This is a genomic window from Massilia sp. PAMC28688 (assembly GCF_019443445.1).
Classification (GTDB): domain Bacteria; phylum Pseudomonadota; class Gammaproteobacteria; order Burkholderiales; family Burkholderiaceae_D; genus Telluria_A.
In genome coordinates this window covers 3,282,620-3,298,548 of record NZ_CP080378.1, presented here as the reverse complement: position 1 = coordinate 3,298,548, position 15,929 = coordinate 3,282,620, and the positions used below count along the sequence as shown (strand labels likewise).

The following is a 15,929-nucleotide window of genomic DNA, read 5'->3' as shown; positions in this document are numbered from 1 at the left end:
GCATGGCCGGGGAAGAGCGCGATCCCCACACCGGCCGCTGGAGCGCTTACCTGCGCGACTGCACGGTGCTGGCCGGATTCGTCGAGCCCATGCAGCTGTCAGGCCGCATCACGCGCGTGGCCGGCCTGGTCATGGAATGCGTGGGCCTGCGCCTGGCCGTGGGCGCGGCCTGCACCATTCCCATGGCCAGCGGCGCCCACGTGGAGGCCGAAGTGGTCGGCTTCGACGGCGAGCGCCTGTTCCTGATGCCGCAGTCGGACGTCGAGGGCATTGTCCCCGGCACCCGCGTGTTCCCGGTCGAAGCGCCGATTCCCCGCCCCGGCGCCGTGATGCACCCGCGCCGCCGCCCCAGCGACCGCGCACGCCACCTGCCGGTCGGCATCGGCATGCTGGGCCGCGTGGTCGATGGCGCGGGCCGCCCGCTGGACGGCCTGGGCCCGCTGAACACGAGCGACAGTGGCCCCATCAACACACGGCCGGCCAATCCGCTCGACCGCGCCCCCATCGTCGACACGCTTGACGTCGGCGTCCGGGCCATCAATGCCATGCTGACGGTGGGCCGCGGCCAGCGCCTTGGCCTGTTCGCCGGCTCCGGCGTCGGCAAGTCGGTGCTGCTCGGGATGATGGCGCGCTACACCACGGCCGACATCATCGTGGTGGGCCTGATTGGTGAACGGGGCCGCGAGGTCAAGGAATTCATCGAGCAGATCCTGGGCGAGGAAGGCCTGGCGCGCTCGGTGGTGGTGGCCGCGCCCGCCGACACCCCGCCCCTGATGCGCCTGCAGGGCGCGGCCTATACCACGGCCATTGCCGAACACTTCCGCGACAAGGGCATGAATGTCCTGATGATCATGGATTCGCTTACCCGCTATGCCATGGCGCAGCGCGAGATCGCCCTGGCCATTGGCGAGCCGCCCGCCACCAAGGGCTATCCGCCGTCCGTGTTTGCCAAGCTGCCGGTGCTGGTGGAACGGGCCGGCAACGGCCTGGTGGGCGGCGGCTCCATCACCGCCTTCTATACGGTGCTTACCGAAGGCGACGACCAGCAAGATCCGATCGCCGATTCGGCGCGCGCCATCCTGGACGGCCACTTCGTGCTCAACCGGCGCCTGGCCGAGGCGGGCCACTATCCGGCCATCGATATCGAGCAGTCCATTTCGCGCGCCATGCACGGCATTACTTCGCCGGCCCACCAGCAGGCGGCGCGCAAGCTCAAGCAGCTGTATTCGCGCTACGAGCGCGCGCGCGACCTGATCAGCGTGGGGGCCTACGCCCCCGGCACCGATCCCACCCTGGACCTGGCCATTGCCAAGATTGACAAGATTGAAGCCTTCCTGACCCAGGAAATCGGCGAACGGGTCGGCATGCTCGAGAGCTTGGGGCAACTTACCTCGCTATTCGAGTAATTGCCGGGCCCCGGCCAGTGCAATAATGCACTATGGCAAAAACCTCCGCACTTGACACCCTGATCGAGCTGGCCCAGCGCGAAGTGGACGACGCCGCCAAGCGCCTGGGCGCGGCGCTGAAGGCGGTCGAGGAGGCGCAGCAAAAGCTGACCATGCTCGACGGCTTTCGCAATGATTACGCGATGCGGCTCGAGGGTGCCCAGGTGGCGGGCATGACGCCGATGGCTTACCGCAATTTTATCGCCTTCATGGACAAGCTCGACATTGCCATCAATGGCCAGCGCGAAGTCATCAAGCATGCGCAGTACAAGAGTACGCAGGAAAAGGCGGCCTGGCAGGAAAGCGAGCGCAAGCGCCTTTCCTACCGCACGCTGCACGACCGCGCGGCCCAGCAGGCCCTCAAGCTCGAGAACAAGCGCGACCAGAAACAGATGGATGAACACGCCGCCCGCCAGGCCTATCACAAACGCTGACCACCTACCGACACCATGCAAAAGCCGATCTCAATCAATTTTTCCAGCCCCAACCCTGTGCCCAGCCCCGCGCGCGGCAAGCAGGGTGCCGTGGACAAGGATGGCCCCTCGTTCAATCAAGCCTTGAACCGGGAAGTGGCCCAGCGCCAGCAGCCTGCCCCGAGCGCCAAGACGGAGCCGGCGCCCAAGCCTGCTACCGCCAGGGCGGCCGAGAAGGCCGAGAAGGCGGAAAAGGCAGAAAAGGCCGCGCCGGCCAGGCAGGCAGCCGCAGCCGAGCAGGGCCGCAAGGCAGAAGGAAAAGCGCGCCGGGGCGAGGCCGAGGGTGCAGCCGAGGGTGCAGCCGAGGGTGCAGCCGAGAAGGCAGCCGAGGGCGCCGTCAATCCGGTGGTGGACATGCTGGCCCTGGTGGCCAGTTTCAACCAGCCGCCTCAGGCATCCCAGCGCAGCGCCGACAAGCTCCTTGGCGGCGCCGGCAAGGCCCTGGAAGGCCAGCTGGCGGCACTGGCCGGCGTCCCTGGCACGGCGCAGGCGGCAATGCCTGGCGCGCAGGGCACGGCCTTGGCGGCCGAGGGCACGCAGGACGGCAAGTTTTTCAACATGATGGCGCGCATGGACACGACAGCGCTTGACGATGCGGACCTGGCGTCCGACCCGGATCAGGGGCTGTTCGCGCGCACTTCGGCAGCAGACGAGCCGCCTGCCCGTGCCTCGGCCGACGCGGCTGCCGCGCTCACCCGCGCCGCCCCGGACCTGGCGCCAGGCTTGCGCCGCGACGACAGCTTCAAGAGCATGCTGGGCGAGGCGCCGGTGAGCGCGCCCCTGACCGGCGCCGTGCAGCAGGCATCCCTGGCCGTCAGCCAGGCGGTCAACCCCGCCGCCGGCGACAAGATTGCCGCCCGCGTCGGCACCGCGCTGTGGGACACCCAGGTGGCCCAGAAGATCATTTACATGGTCGGTGGCGAAGAGATGAGCGCTTCACTCACGCTTAACCCGCCGGACCTGGGTCCGATGCAGGTGGTGCTGAATGTGAACAATGATCACGCCGACGTCATGTTCAGCGCGGCGCAGCCGGAAGTACGCCAGGCCCTGGAAGACGCCCTGCCCAGGCTGCGCGAAATGATGAGCGAGAGCGGCATTTCGCTTGGCAACGCGAGCGTCGATGACGGCTCCCGCCAGCAGGCCCAGGATCAGGCGCCAGGCACGGCCCGCGGCAGCGGCCAGGCACAGGCCAACGGCAGCGCGGCCGAGGCGGAAGCCCAGCTGGCGGCGCGGCCGCTGCGCGTGGGTGAACTGCCCGGCCTGGTCAACACCTTCGCCTGAGCACCCGGGCCAAAAACTGGCTGCCAGGAATCTTATGCTGCTTTCAAGCCACGAGCTAAGGTGGCTTCTTCCTTCTTTTCAACGAATGCACCTGCGCACTTTTTCCTGATAATGACATAATGAGGAAACGTTCCATTCCATTGCACGTTGAGGTCACTTGAAAGCGAATCCAAAAATGAAAGCTGATCCCAAGGCAGATGCCGCGCCGAAGTCGTCCAAGAAAATGTTGATCATAATTCTGGCGGCCGTGCTTGCGCTTGGCCTCGGTGGCGCTGCTGCCTGGTTCTTCACCCAGGGTAAATCCGACGGCCAGAAGGAAGTGAAGAAAGCCGAAAAGCCCGAGTTCGTGGTCATTGAACCGTTCACGGTCAACCTGCAGCCGGAGGATGGGGAGCAGTACCTGCAAATCCAGTTCACGCTGCAGGTGTCGAGCGTGGAACAGGTGGAACTCATCAAGACCAATATGCCGCATGTGCGCAACCGCATGCTGCTTTTGCTGTCCGGTAAAAAGGCTTCGGAAATCAGCACGGTGGAAGGCAAGAAGCAATTGTCCAAGGAGATCATCGAGGCGGTCAAGCAACCCTTTTTCGACAAGGGGCCGCCTCAGGAAGTGTCGGACGTGATGTTTACCTCCTTCATCATCCAGTAGATCATGGCCGATAATTTTCTCTCCCAGGAAGAAGTCGATGCCCTGCTCAAGGGTGTCAACGGCGACCAGGACGACGCTGCCGCGCCGGAGGAGGCCACCGGTGTTCGCACCTATAACCTGGCGACCCAGGAACGCATCGTGCGCGGCCGCATGCCGACGCTCGAAATCATCAACGAGCGCTTCGCGCGCCTGTTGCGCGTGGGCCTGTTCAACTTCTTGCGGCGCAGCGCCGAAGTCTCGGTGGGCTCGGTGCGGGTATCGAAGTATTCCGAATTCATCCGTAACCTGGTGGTGCCGACCAACCTGAATCTGGTGCACATGAAGCCGCTGCGCGGCACGGCCCTGATGGTGTTCGACCCGGGCCTCGTGTTCTTGCTGGTAGATAACCTCTTCGGTGGCGACGGCCGCTTCCACACCCGGGTCGAGGGCCGCGACTTCACCCAGACCGAGCAGCGCATCATCATGCGCATTCTCGATATCGTGTTCGAGGCTTACACCAAGTCGTGGGAACCGGTCTATCCGGTCGAGTTTGAATACATCCGGTCCGAAATGAATACCCAGTTCGCCAACATCGCCACCCCCAACGAGGTGGTGGTGTCGTCGACCTTCACGGTGGAACTGGGCTCGGTGTCGGGCCAGATTCACTTTTGCATGCCGTACTCGATGATCGAGCCGATCCGCGACGCCCTCACCTCCAGCCTGCAGGGCGAGGCGCTGGAAATCGACAAGCGCTGGATCCGCCTGATGACGCAGCAAATCCAGGTGGCGGAAGTGGAACTGGTGGCGGTGCTCGGCCACGGCAAGGCATCCTTCGATGAGATCCTGAACATGAAGGTGGGCGACATTATTCCGCTCACAGTGCCCGAGGAAATCCAGGCCACCGTGGACGGCGTGCCCGTCATGGATTGCACATATGGCGTACTGAACGGCCAATATGCGCTAAAAGTGGAAAAATTACTGGCGAATGCCGAAATCAAATAATCGCAGGAGAAAATGATGTCCGACAACCAAGACGACACCAGCATGGACGACGACTGGGGTGCGGCCATTGCCGAGCAGGCCAAGGCGGAAGCCGAAGCCCTGCAAAGCCAGACGGCCAGCGCGGCCGTGTTCAAGGATTTCTCGAACAAGGGCACCAAGAACGAAACGCCCAACGATATCGACTTCATTCTCGATATTCCGGTCCAGCTAACGGTGGAACTGGGGCGCACCAAGATCGCCATCAAGAATCTGCTGCAGCTGGCCCAGGGCTCGGTAGTGGAACTGGACGGCATGGCCGGCGAGCCGATGGATGTGCTGGTCAACGGCTGCCTGATTGCCCAGGGCGAGGTGGTGGTGGTGAACGACAAATTCGGTATTCGCCTGACGGACATCATCACGCCGTCCGAACGGATTCGAAAACTGAACAAATGATGGTGCGGGCGCTGCCGGCACTGCTGCTTGCCGCCGCCGTCCTGGCGGCGCCGGCGCTGGCGCGCCAGCCGGCGCCCGCCGCCGCCGTGCCGGCCGCGCCGGCTGCTCAGGCGCCGCCGGCCGCCCCTCCTTCCTCACTGCCCGCGGCCACCGCGCCTGCCGACGCACCTGCCGCCGCACCCGTTACCCTGCCCGCCGAGCCGCGCCTGCGCACGGCGCCAGCGCTGCCGCAACCGGCGCAGCCCGCCGTGGCCACCTCAGCCGGCAGCCTGATCCAGACCATTATCGGCCTGTCGATCGTGCTGGCCACGCTGGCCCTGTTCGCCTGGGCCATGAAGCGCTTCGGCCCGCGCCCCGCGTCCGGGGCGGCCGGCCTGCGCATTGTCGGCGCGCTCAATTTGGGCGGACGCGAACGCATCATGGTGGTGGAAGTGGGCGACCAGTGGATCGTGGTCGGTGCCTCGCCCGGCCGCGTCAATGCGCTGGCCACCATGCCGCGCCAGGAACCGGAAGCAGGCGCCGGGGGCAGCGCCGGCGCCACCGTCCATCCCTATGCGCCCTCGGCCACCAGTTTTTCCGAGTGGCTCAAACAGACGATCGACAAGCGCAATGCCAAATAAACTCCAACGCAGCGCCCGCGCGCTCTTGCTCCTGGCCGTGCTGGCCGTGCCGGTCCTGGCCGCGGCCCAGACGGGCATTCCCGCCTTTAACAGCCAGCCTGCGCCTGGCGGCGGCACGGCCTACTCGCTGCCGGTGCAGACGCTGCTGCTGCTCACCTCGCTCACCTTCCTGCCGGCCGCCCTGCTGATGATGACCAGTTTCACCCGCATCATCATCGTGCTGTCGCTGCTGCGCCAGGCGCTCGGCACCCAGTCGTCGCCACCGAACCAGGTAATCATCGGCCTGGCGCTGTTCCTGACGCTGTTCGTCATGGGCCCCACTTTCGACAAGATCTATGTGGAAGCCTACAAGCCGCTGCAGGACAACCAGATCCAGATGAGCGAGGCCATGGACCGCGGCGTCAAGCCACTCAAGGAATTCATGACGCGCCAGACACGCCAGGCCGACCTGGCCCTGTTCGTGAAGATTTCGCGCTCGCCCGCGCTGCAGACGCCCGACGACATTCCGCTGCGCGTGCTCATTCCCGCCTTTGTCACGAGCGAACTGAAAACCGCATTCCAGATCGGCTTTGCGATCTTCATACCGTTTCTCATCATTGACATGGTGGTGGCCAGCGTCCTCATGTCGATGGGTATGATGATGATGTCACCGGCCGTGATCGCCCTGCCCTTCAAGCTGATGCTGTTTGTGCTGGTCGACGGCTGGCAGCTGATCCTCGGCTCGCTGTCGCAAAGTTTTTACTAGGAGGCGCGATGACTCCGGAAACCGTCATGACCCTCGGCCGCAACGCCATGGAGATCACCCTCATGGTGGCCGCGCCCCTGCTGCTGGTGGCGCTCATCATTGGCCTGGTCGTCAGCATCTTCCAGGCCGCCACCCAGATCAACGAAGCAACCCTGTCCTTCATTCCAAAACTGGTCGGCATCTTCATCGCCCTGATCGTGGCAGGTCCCTGGATGCTGTCGGTCATGCTGGACTATATGCGCCAGGTATTTACCAGCATTCCCGGCCTGATCGGCTAGGGGCCGCCGCGGCGTAGCCATGCTCACGTTTACCACTGCCGAGATGAACATGTGGATCGCCTCGGTCCTGTGGCCGCTCACGCGCATCCTCGGCCTGATCGCCGCCTCTCCCCTGTATGGCAATACCAGCTTTCCGCGCACCGCCAAGGTACTGCTGGGGGTGATGCTGGCGCTGGCCATCGCGCCCGCCATTCCGGCTGCGCCGGCGGCCGATCCGATGTCGCTGGCAGGCTTGCTGATCCTGATCCAGGAGCTGCTGATCGGCGCGGCCATGGGCTTTTCGATGCGCATCGTGTTTGCCGCCGTCGAAATGGCAGGCGAAGTGGCCAGCATGACCATGGGCCTGGGCTTTGCCGCGACCTTTGACCCGCAAACGCGGGGACGCTCCACCTCCGTCAGCCAGTTCCTCGCCTTGATTGCGACCATGGCCTTCATGGCCGTCAATGGCCACCTGGTCTTGCTGGAAGTACTGGCCGAGAGCTTTTACAGCCTGCCCATTTCGGCCACGCCCGTGGCCAATGGCATGTCGCTGCAGGTGGTGCGATGGGGCGCGACGATTTTTTCAGTGGGTTTGCAGTTGTCGCTGCCGATCGTGGCCGCGCTCCTGATCACCACCGTGGCCCTGGGCATTCTCACCCGCGCCGCGCCCCAGCTGAACATCTTCGGTATCGGCTTTCCGGTCTCGCTCGGCGTGGGCCTGCTGCTGCTCAGCCAGACCTTGCCCTACCTGTCGATGCCGCTGCAAAACCTGTTCAACCGGGGCATCGAGCAAAGCCGCAGCGTGCCGCGCGCGGCATTCGAGCGTACCCCGCCCACCCTGCCGCGTGTCCCCGCGCCCTTGCCCCCGGCGCAGTAAGGCGCATGCTGCCATCGCGGCGCGGCATCCAATCCCGGCATCAGGCCCTTGCTCAGGGCGGCCGCCGGCCTTACAGTGTGGTCTTTCACGACACAGGATGGTGGCAATGAAATTCGGCTATACGATCATCTATGTCCCCGCGGTGGACGCCTCGCTGCGCTTTTTCGAGACCGCCTTCGGCCTGCGGCGCCGCATGCTGCATGCCTCGGGCACCTACGGCGAACTGGAGACGGGGGATACGACCCTGGCCTTTGCGGACCATGCGCTGGGAAAGATGCATTTCCCGGACGGTCACGTGGCCGCATCCGAATCGGTCCAGCCGCTCGGCATGGAAATCGCGCTGGTGACGGATGATGTGGGACTGGCCCATGCCAGGGCGCTGGCCGCGGGCGCCACCGAGCTGGCCGCGCCGCAGCAACAACCATGGGGTCAATCGGTATCGTATGTGCGCTGTCCGGACGGCACGCTGGTGGAACTGTGCACGCCCGTTGCGGCCGGGTGAACTGCCCTAGCCGATGTAGTTAAACAGCGACAGCCCCGACATCGACTTGAAGGACTTCTGGGCCGCTTCCAGCGTCATCTGCTGCTGGGTAAATTCCGTGATGGCGGCCACCATGTCCAGGTCCTGCAGGTTCGACAGCGTGGCGGCGTACTGGATGTCGAGGTCTTCGCCGGCGGCGTCGAGGGTATCCAGTTCCTTCTGGCGCGCGCCCACCGAGGCGCGGATGCCGAGCACATTGTCGAGCGCGGAACTCAAGTTCTCGGTGGCCTTGTTCAAGCCATTCGACAGCTGCGCCAGCTGCGCTGCATTGCCGGCCGGCGCGCGCAGCGTGGCGATCATGTCGCTCATGGTCTTGAACACCGACTGCTTGCTGCTCGGGTCGAGGTCGAACTTGTCGCCCGCGGCCGGATTGCCCTTGACGCTGAACGACAGGCCGCCAAAGGCAATCTGCTGGTCCGGCGAATACGGCTGGGGACCGACCGCATCCGGCGGCGGCAGGCCAGTCTTCTTGTCGATCACGCTGTAGGTGGTGGCGCTGCCGCTGCCGGCAAACGTGATTTCGTAGGCGGTGCTGGGCATGGCGGCCGCATTGACCACGGCGCCCGAGGAAATGACGCCGGTGCCGGTGTTGGCGGCGCGCGCGCTGGTGACGAACGTGCCATTGCCGGTGCGGTTGTTTTCAAACACGGCGCTGCCCGAGTCGCTCACGCCGACCTGGCGCGCGGCCGACACCTGCAGCTGGCGCCCGCCCTGGTCACCCATGTACTGGGCCCCGCCGGGCACCTTGGCAAACGGCGGCGTGTTCGATTTGAAGCCGGCGAACAGGTAATTGCCCGAGCCGTCGGTATTGTTGGCAATGCCGAACATGTCTTCCAGGTGGCCTTCCAGCTCCACCGCCAGCGATTCGCGGTCGGCCTGGGACAGCACGCCATTGTTGGCCTTCACCGCCAGCGACTGCACATCCTGCAGCAGCGTGGTCGCACTGGTGAGCGAGAGCTCCACTTCCGACAGCGACGAGCGGGCATTCTGACGATTGACGGCGAACTGGCTGTTGACCGATTTGGACTGCGTCACTTCCAGCGCGCGCGCCGACGCGATCGGATCGTCGGCCGCCGTGAGCATGCGCTTTTGGGTGGCCAGTTGCTGCTGGGTCCTGGCCATTTTGCTTTGCAGGGTACCGAGCTGGCTGGTACCTGCTTCGTACATGGTGGAAGTGGCGATACGCATGATAGTTTTCCCGATAATCCGTTAGCGGCCCAGCGACAGCAAGGTGTCGAACAGGGTGCTGGCCATCTGCATGACCTTGCCCGCAGCCTGGTAGGCCTGCTGGTACCTGAGCAGGTTGCTCGCTTCTTCGTCCAGGTTCACGCCCGATACGCTCTGCTGGGCATTGCGGGCCTGGGTCAGCAGCGCGTCGCCGGCCTTGGCATTGACCTGCACTTCGCGTGTCTTGTTGCCGACAAAGCTCACCATTTCCGCATAGGCCGACTGGTAGGTGGCCGTGCCGCCATCGAGGCTGCCGCGTGTTTGCAGGTTACCGATCAGGCGCATGTTGCGGTTGTCGCCCACGCCGCTCACGTTCGGTCCCACGGTGAACTTGTCGCTGTCGGCCGGCGCCCCGGTAAAGCTCACGCTGGCGCCGCCAAAGGTATAGGTGGCCCCTTCGGTGAAGGGAATCGAGGCCGTGCCCGCCGCGTACGCGGTGGTCACGCCATTGGCCGTCACGCTCACGCCCTGCCCTGGCGGAAAGCCCGACAGGCCGCCCGTACCGGCGCTGTAGGACAGGGTCACCGGTGCGGACAGCGGGCTGGCAAGGTAATCCTTGCTGACCGTGCCTTCCGAAATCCTGGCGCTGCCGGCATTGCTGTTGGGCGTATTGGTGGTGATCGGCGCGGCCGCGGCGATCTTGGAACGGTCGGACAGGGCCACGCCGAACGCCGAAGCGCCATTGATGGTGGGGCGCACCAGGAAATTGTCGCCGGCCGCCGACAGCCCGCTGATGGAAAACTCCAGCCCGTCAATTGACTGCTTGCCGTTCGAATCGGGCACGAACACGGTCTGCTTGCTGTCGGCCAGGCGGGTGATGGTGTACCTGCTGCCGTCGTAGCCCACCTTATAGTCGCTCTGGGTGAGCTTGCCGGGATCAAGGATGGTGGCGCCAACGGTGGCGGTACTGGTCAGGTTGTTGTCGCGGCTGGCGCTGATGAAGGGCTGCGGCTCCTTGAAAAAATTGGTGCCGGGGTTGCCATCCTGGTCCAGGCCCAGCCGGTTCTGCTCATTGACGCTGTAGGCTATGCCAATGGCAATGCGGCCCAGCGAATTCTGGGCCCGGTCAAGCGAGGTGGAGCGAAATTCAAACAGGCCGCCCAGTTCGCCGCCCTTGAGCGAGCTTTCCGCCAGCGGCACGACCTTGCTGCCGGTGATGTAACCCACTTCCACCCGGGTGGGGTCGGTGGGCGAACTCATGGTGGTGAGGTCGAACGACTTCTTGCCCACGACCAGGGGCTGGCCGTTGCCGATCGACACGGTGATGCTGTTATTGCCGGCCGCGACCACGGTCGCCTTGACCTGCTTGTTCAATTCCAGCACCAGCTGGTCGCGCGCATCCATCAAGTCATTGGGCATGCCCTGCCCTGCCGAGCTGGCATTGCCGATCTGCTCATTGAGCTGGGCAATCTGGTCGGCAAAGGAATTGATCTGGGTGACGTTGGCGGTGATCTGGCTATTGACGCCTTCGCGGATTTCCTGCAGTCGCCCGTTCAGGCCCTGGAAGCGCGAGGCCAGCGAGTCGGCGTTCGACAGCAGCGCCTGGCGCGAGGCGGCCGACGATGGATTGGAGGCCACATCCTGGACGCCCTTGAAGAAGTCTTGCAGCGAGGGCGAGAGGCCGGACGTGGTGTCCGACAGCAGGTTGTCCACCTGGCTGATCTGGCTGTAAAAGCCGTCCAGCGAAGCCTTCGAGGCCGTGGCCGTGCGCACCTGGCTGTTGAGGAAATTGTCCGAATAGCGCTTGATGTCGGTGACCTGGGTGCCGCTGCCGATAAAGCCGTTGCCGATATTCTGGCCCGGTCCGGCACCCTGCAGCACCAGCTGGCGGCTGTAGCCGGCCACGTTGGCGTTGGCGATATTGTGGCCGGTCGTCGACATGCCCGCTTGCGCTGCGAACAATCCGCTTTTGCCAATATTGAGAATATTTCCAGCCATGATAGCGTTCTTTCTTTGGTGTACCTCTGTCTACGGCAGCAAATCCGAAAACTTGAAGACAGCCGGCGCGCGGCGCAATGCTTACGCCAGGTTATTCCTGATAATACGCGTCAATTTCGCTGCGTACTGCGGGTCGGTGGCGTAACCGGCGTTCTGCAAGCCCTGGGCAAAACCGGCCGCATCCTTGGCATTGGCCAGCACCTTTTCATAGCGCGGATTGGTCGTGATGAGACGGGCGTAATCCTTGAAGCTGTCGGCCGGAGAATCGTAGGCGCGGAATTTTTCCACCCGGGTGCGCGGCACGCCATTGATGAATTCGGTCGTGACAGCCGTGGCAACCTTGCCTTTCCAGCCAGGGCCGGCCTTGATGCCAAACAGGTTGTTGCTGACCGAGCCATCGGCATTGCGGATTTCGCGCTTGCCCCAGCCCGTCTCCAGCGCTGCCTGGCTGAGCATGAATTTGGCGGGAATGCCGGTGGCGCGCTCGGCTTCATCGGCATGCACCCCCAGTTTTTCCTGGAATTGCCTGACGTGGGGCGCCTGCGGGCGGCCATTGGCCGCGATGCCCGGGGTCGATGGGGCCAGGTGCACGGGCGGCGCCTTGAGCGGCTCGCTGCCGATGCGGTTCAGGGGCAGTTCCGGCATGGCCAGGGGATCTTGCCCGCTGCCAGGTTCGGCGCCGATGGCCAGGGCCTGGGCACCGGCCGCCTGGGCCGACAGCTGGCGGATCAGGACGTCGGCCAGGCCGATGCCGCGCTTGGCCATGTTCTGGCTCATCTGCTGGTCCAGCATGCCGGTAAACATCTTGCTCTGCTGGCTGTCGAGCATGCCTTCCTGGGGCGTGGCATCGCGCATGCTCTTCATCATCATGTTGATGAACATGGCTTCAAACTGGGTGGCGGCGCCGCGCAAGGCTTCCGGGGAGCCAGCCTTGGCCGACTGTTTCAGCTCGCCCAGGCCCTTGGTATCGAGCGCGAACTTGCTGGACATGTCACTGCTTGGACCGATCATGGCATTCCCCTTCAGAATTTCCGGTGCTGCTTAAATGATTTCAAGGTCGGCGCGCAGCGAGCCGGCCGCCTTGAGCGCCTGCAGGATCGACAGCAGGTCTTGCGGCGAGGCGCCGATGGCATTCATGGCCTTGACTACTTCGGCCAGGCTGGCGCCACCCTTGACCATCACGACCTTGCCCGGGTCCTTCTTGATTTCCACGCTGGCGTTCTGGGTCACCGCGGTCTGGCCGCCGGCCAGGGCATTGGGCTGGCTGACCTGGTTGTCGGCCCCGATCGTCACCGACAGGTTGCCGTGCGAAATGGCGCACGAATCGAGCGTGACGGACTGGTTCATGACCACCGAGCCGGTGCGGGCATTGAGGATGACCTTGGCCGCGCCCCGGGCGGGCGACACTTCCAGCCCTTCCAGCACGCCGATGAAGGCCACCCGCGCGTCCGACGACGACGGCGAGCGTACCCGCACCACGCGCCCGTCGAGCGCGGTGGCGATGCCGGGACCGAAGTGGTTGTTGATCGCTTCCACCACGCGGCTGGCGGTGGCAAAGTCGGTGGTGTTCAGTTCCAGGCGGATCTGGTTGTTCTCGCCCAGGTTGGATGCCACGGCGCGCTCCACCGTGGCGCCGGACGAAATCTTGCCTACCGCCAGGTGGTTCACCTGCACTTGCGAGCCGCCGGCCGCGGCGCCCACGCCGCCCACCAGCACATTGCCCTGGGCCATGGCATAGACCTGGCCATCGGCGCCCTGCAGCGGCGTCATGATGAGGGTGCCGCCGCGCAAGCTCTTGGCATTGCCGATCGAGGACACCGTGATGTCGATGGTCTGGCCCGGCTGGGCAAAGGCCGGCAGCGAGGCCGTCACCATCACGGCCGCGACGTTCTTGAGCTGCAGGCTGGTCCCGGGCGGCATGTTCACGCCCTTGGCCTGCAGCATGGAGACGATCGACTGCACGGTAAACGGGGTCTGGGTGGTCTGGTCGCCGCTGCCGTCCAGACCGACCACGATGCCGTAGCCGGACAACTGGTTCTGGCGCACGCCGGCAATGCTGGTCAAGTCCTTGAGGCGCTCGGCCTGCACCAGCTGGGGCGCGGCCATGACCAGGCAGATGGCGCCCAGGGTCAGTACGTGGAACAGTCGGCGGATCGAAATTTTCATGGAGGCTCGCATCAGAAAGGCAGCAGCGACTGGAAGAAGCGCGAGGCCATGGCGGTCAGCTCGGCGCGGTCGATCTGGCTGTTGGTACGGTATTCAACGCGGGCGTCGGCCACCTGGGTCGAGGCCACGGTATTGCCGGCGCCAATGGTGTCGGGGCTGACCATGCCGGAGAAGCGGATGAACTCCACGCCCTTGTTCATGGCCACCTGCTTTTCGCCGGCCACGATCAGGTTCCCGTTGGGCAGCACCTCGGTGACGGTGACGGTGATGGTGCCGTTGAAGGTATTGCTGGCGCTCTGGTTGTCGGCGTCGGAGAACTTGGTGGCCGCTTCCGTTGCCACCTGGGCGCCGAACACGCCGCGCATGATGCCGGGCGCGGCAAAGCCGGCGCTGCCGGACTTGTTGCCCGAGCTGGCACCAGCCTTGACGGCGGCCGTCTTTTCGATGATGTTGATGGTCATGATGTCGCCGATATGACGGGCGCGGCGATCCTCGAACAGGGGCCGGTAGGCGGCCGCCTGGTAGATCGCGCCATTGGCCGGCGCCTGCGCCTCCGGATACAGCGGGCGCGCGCTGGTGGGGCGGTCGACAATGGTGCTCGGGGTGGCGGCGCAGCCGGCCAGCGCCAGCAGGACAACAATCATCAATGGTTTCATCGAGTTCTTCCGAAAAAATGGGTCAGGCGTGATCAGAGCTGGGCCAGCTTTTGCAGCATCTGGTCGGACGTCGTGATGGCCTTGCTGTTGATCTCGTAGGCGCGCTGGGTGGTGATCATGTTGACCATCTCTTCGACCACGTTGACGTTGGAGGTTTCCACATAGCCTTGCATGAGCACGCCGGCGCCATTGGTGCCCGGGGTATTGGTGCCGGGGCTGCCGGAGGCGCCCGTTTCCACATACAGGTTTTCCCCCTTCGATTCCAGGCCGGCCGGGTTGACAAAGGTGGACAGCTGCAGCGTGCCGATCTGCGATGGCGCGCTGGTATTGGGCAGCGTGACCGAGACCGTGCCGTCGCGGCCCACGGTGATCGATTGCGCATTGGCGGGCACCGTAATGGCAGGCTGCACCACAAAGCCCGATGACGTCACCAGCTGGCCGTTGGCGTCGCTCTGGAACGAGCCGTCGCGCGTGTAGGCGGCGGTGCCGTCCGGCAGCAGCACCGAAAAGAAGCCGGCGCCGTTGATCATGACATCCTTGGCGTTGCCGGTTGCCTGCGGGTTGCCCTGGGTGTGGATGCGCTCCACGGCCACGGTACGCACACCGGAGCCGATCTGGGCGCCTGACGGCAGATTGGTTTGCTGGGATGACTGGGCGCCGGGCTGGCGCACGTTCTGGTACAGCAGGTCCTCGAACACGGCACGCGAACGCTTGAAGCCGTTGGTGCTGACGTTGGCCAGGTTGTTGGTGATGACGTCGAGCTGGGTTTGCTGCGCTTCCAGGCCGGTCTTGGCAATGTACAGGGAACGAATCATGGTCTTCTCCAGTTACGGTGAGCGCGCATGTCGCGATCCACCGGTCGATGAGAAGATTATGCGCGCTGCGGTGTCAATTCAAAGCGAGGATCTGGTCGGCTTTCGCCGCGTTGTTCTCGGCGTTCTTGAGCAGGCCCATTTGCATTTCAAAGGCGCGCGCCAGGGAAATCATGTCCACCATGGCATCGATCGGGTTGGCATTGGACCCTTCCAGCGCGCCCCCGGCCACCACCACGCCGGGGTCGGCCGGTGCCGGCTGGCCGCTCTTCAGGCGGAACATGCCATCGTCGCCCCGTACCAGGTCGTTCTCGTCGGGATTGACCAGTTTCAGGCGCCCCAGCACGGTCGGCGCGCCCGGCTTGGTGGTGCTGGCAATGGTCGAAATGGTACCGTCGCCGCCAATGGTGACCGACACTTCCGGCGGCACGGTAATGGGGCCGCCGTCGCCCTGCACGGTCTGGCCCTGGGCCGTCTGCAGCAGGCCATTGGGGTTCATCTGCAGGGCGCCGTGGCGGGTGTAGGCTTCGCTGCCGTCGGCCATCTGCACCGCGATCCAGCCCTTGCCCTTGATGGCCACGTCCAGGTCGCGCCCCGTGATCTGCAGCGGGCCGGACGAAAAATCGGTGCCCGCTTCGCTGTTGACGACAAAGGCGCGGGTGGGCAAGGTACCCTCGGCCACGACCGGGACGGCGCGGAAGGCGTCGATCTGGGCCCGAAAACCGGTGGTATTGACATTGGCCAGGTTGTTCGACGCCGTCGCCTGCTTTTCCAGGATGTGCTTGGCGCCGGAGGCGGCGGTGTAGATTAACTTGTCCATGTTCTTCCT

18 protein-coding genes are annotated in these 15,929 nt (G+C 64.6%); 11 read left to right on the top strand and 7 right to left on the bottom strand.

All coding sequences use genetic code 11. The features are described from left to right. Window positions 1-2: 2 nt before the first annotated feature. The 11 genes from fliI to KY495_RS14690 all read left to right on the top strand — a co-directional run bounded on the left by fliI (window position 3) and on the right by KY495_RS14690 (window position 8,262). Window positions 3-1,406, top strand: coding sequence for a flagellar protein export ATPase FliI (gene fliI, locus KY495_RS14740; protein ID WP_219884259.1), 1,404 nt, complete (start codon window positions 3-5; stop codon window positions 1,404-1,406). A 32-nt stretch (window positions 1,407-1,438) separates the two neighbouring features. After that, window positions 1,439-1,879 carry a flagellar export protein FliJ gene (gene fliJ, locus KY495_RS14735; RefSeq protein ID WP_219880153.1) on the top strand — a complete coding sequence of 147 codons (441 nt, stop codon included), beginning with the start codon at window positions 1,439-1,441 and terminating at the stop codon, window positions 1,877-1,879. A 15-nt stretch (window positions 1,880-1,894) separates the two neighbouring features. Continuing rightward, entirely contained in the window at window positions 1,895-3,199 is a 1,305-nt protein-coding gene (locus KY495_RS14730) for a flagellar hook-length control protein FliK (protein WP_219880152.1), read from the top strand. A 175-nt stretch (window positions 3,200-3,374) separates the two neighbouring features. Then, window positions 3,375-3,848 carry a flagellar basal body-associated protein FliL gene (gene fliL, locus KY495_RS14725; protein ID WP_219880151.1) on the top strand — a complete coding sequence of 158 codons (474 nt, stop codon included), beginning with the start codon at window positions 3,375-3,377 and terminating at the stop codon, window positions 3,846-3,848. Window positions 3,849-3,851: 3 nt separating this feature from the next. Then, window positions 3,852-4,829 carry a flagellar motor switch protein FliM gene (gene fliM, locus KY495_RS14720; protein ID WP_219880150.1) on the top strand — a complete coding sequence of 326 codons (978 nt, stop codon included), beginning with the start codon at window positions 3,852-3,854 and terminating at the stop codon, window positions 4,827-4,829. Between the two features lie 15 nt (window positions 4,830-4,844). Further along, window positions 4,845-5,261: a flagellar motor switch protein FliN gene (gene fliN / locus KY495_RS14715; RefSeq protein ID WP_219880149.1), complete on the top strand. Its 417-nt coding sequence runs from the start codon at window positions 4,845-4,847 to the stop codon at window positions 5,259-5,261. After that, window positions 5,258-5,881 (top strand): flagellar biosynthetic protein FliO, encoded by a 624-nt coding sequence (fliO, locus tag KY495_RS14710; RefSeq protein ID WP_229518310.1) that lies wholly within the window; start codon window positions 5,258-5,260, stop codon window positions 5,879-5,881. Before fliN ends, fliO begins: the two co-directional genes overlap by 4 nt. Beyond that, on the top strand, window positions 5,871-6,626 hold the full coding sequence (gene fliP, locus KY495_RS14705; protein WP_219880148.1) for a flagellar type III secretion system pore protein FliP: 756 nt from the start codon (window positions 5,871-5,873) through the stop codon (window positions 6,624-6,626). Before fliO ends, fliP begins: the two co-directional genes overlap by 11 nt. A gap of 8 nt (window positions 6,627-6,634) precedes the next feature. Next, window positions 6,635-6,904, top strand: coding sequence for a flagellar biosynthesis protein FliQ (gene fliQ / locus KY495_RS14700; RefSeq protein WP_219880147.1), 270 nt, complete (start codon window positions 6,635-6,637; stop codon window positions 6,902-6,904). Window positions 6,905-6,923: 19 nt separating this feature from the next. Beyond that, window positions 6,924-7,760 carry a flagellar biosynthetic protein FliR gene (fliR, locus tag KY495_RS14695; RefSeq protein ID WP_219880146.1) on the top strand — a complete coding sequence of 279 codons (837 nt, stop codon included), beginning with the start codon at window positions 6,924-6,926 and terminating at the stop codon, window positions 7,758-7,760. A 106-nt stretch (window positions 7,761-7,866) separates the two neighbouring features. Then, window positions 7,867-8,262 (top strand): VOC family protein, encoded by a 396-nt coding sequence (locus KY495_RS14690; protein WP_219880145.1) that lies wholly within the window; start codon window positions 7,867-7,869, stop codon window positions 8,260-8,262. A gap of 6 nt (window positions 8,263-8,268) precedes the next feature. Here KY495_RS14690 and flgL read toward each other — a convergent pair whose 3' ends face one another. The 7 genes from flgL to flgF all read right to left on the bottom strand — a co-directional run bounded on the left by flgL (window position 8,269) and on the right by flgF (window position 15,920). After that, on the bottom strand, window positions 8,269-9,489 hold the full coding sequence (flgL, locus tag KY495_RS14685; RefSeq protein ID WP_219880144.1) for a flagellar hook-associated protein FlgL: 1,221 nt from the start codon (window positions 9,487-9,489) through the stop codon (window positions 8,269-8,271). Window positions 9,490-9,510: 21 nt separating this feature from the next. Continuing rightward, complete coding sequence (gene flgK, locus KY495_RS14680; RefSeq protein ID WP_219880143.1) at window positions 9,511-11,466, bottom strand: flagellar hook-associated protein FlgK; 1,956 nt, start codon at window positions 11,464-11,466, stop codon at window positions 9,511-9,513. A gap of 81 nt (window positions 11,467-11,547) precedes the next feature. After that, the gene (gene flgJ / locus KY495_RS14675; RefSeq protein WP_219880142.1) at window positions 11,548-12,477 is read right to left on the bottom strand and encodes a flagellar assembly peptidoglycan hydrolase FlgJ; all 930 of its coding nucleotides are present in this window, start codon (window positions 12,475-12,477) and stop codon (window positions 11,548-11,550) included. A 30-nt stretch (window positions 12,478-12,507) separates the two neighbouring features. Further along, window positions 12,508-13,632 carry a flagellar basal body P-ring protein FlgI gene (locus tag KY495_RS14670; protein ID WP_374040957.1) on the bottom strand — a complete coding sequence of 375 codons (1,125 nt, stop codon included), beginning with the start codon at window positions 13,630-13,632 and terminating at the stop codon, window positions 12,508-12,510. A gap of 11 nt (window positions 13,633-13,643) precedes the next feature. Further along, window positions 13,644-14,288: a flagellar basal body L-ring protein FlgH gene (locus KY495_RS14665; protein ID WP_219880140.1), complete on the bottom strand. Its 645-nt coding sequence runs from the start codon at window positions 14,286-14,288 to the stop codon at window positions 13,644-13,646. Between the two features lie 32 nt (window positions 14,289-14,320). Beyond that, window positions 14,321-15,103 (bottom strand): flagellar basal-body rod protein FlgG, encoded by a 783-nt coding sequence (gene flgG / locus KY495_RS14660; protein WP_219880139.1) that lies wholly within the window; start codon window positions 15,101-15,103, stop codon window positions 14,321-14,323. Window positions 15,104-15,176: 73 nt separating this feature from the next. Further along, window positions 15,177-15,920, bottom strand: coding sequence for a flagellar basal-body rod protein FlgF (gene flgF, locus KY495_RS14655; protein WP_219880138.1), 744 nt, complete (start codon window positions 15,918-15,920; stop codon window positions 15,177-15,179). Between the last annotated feature and the right edge of the window lie 9 nt (window positions 15,921-15,929).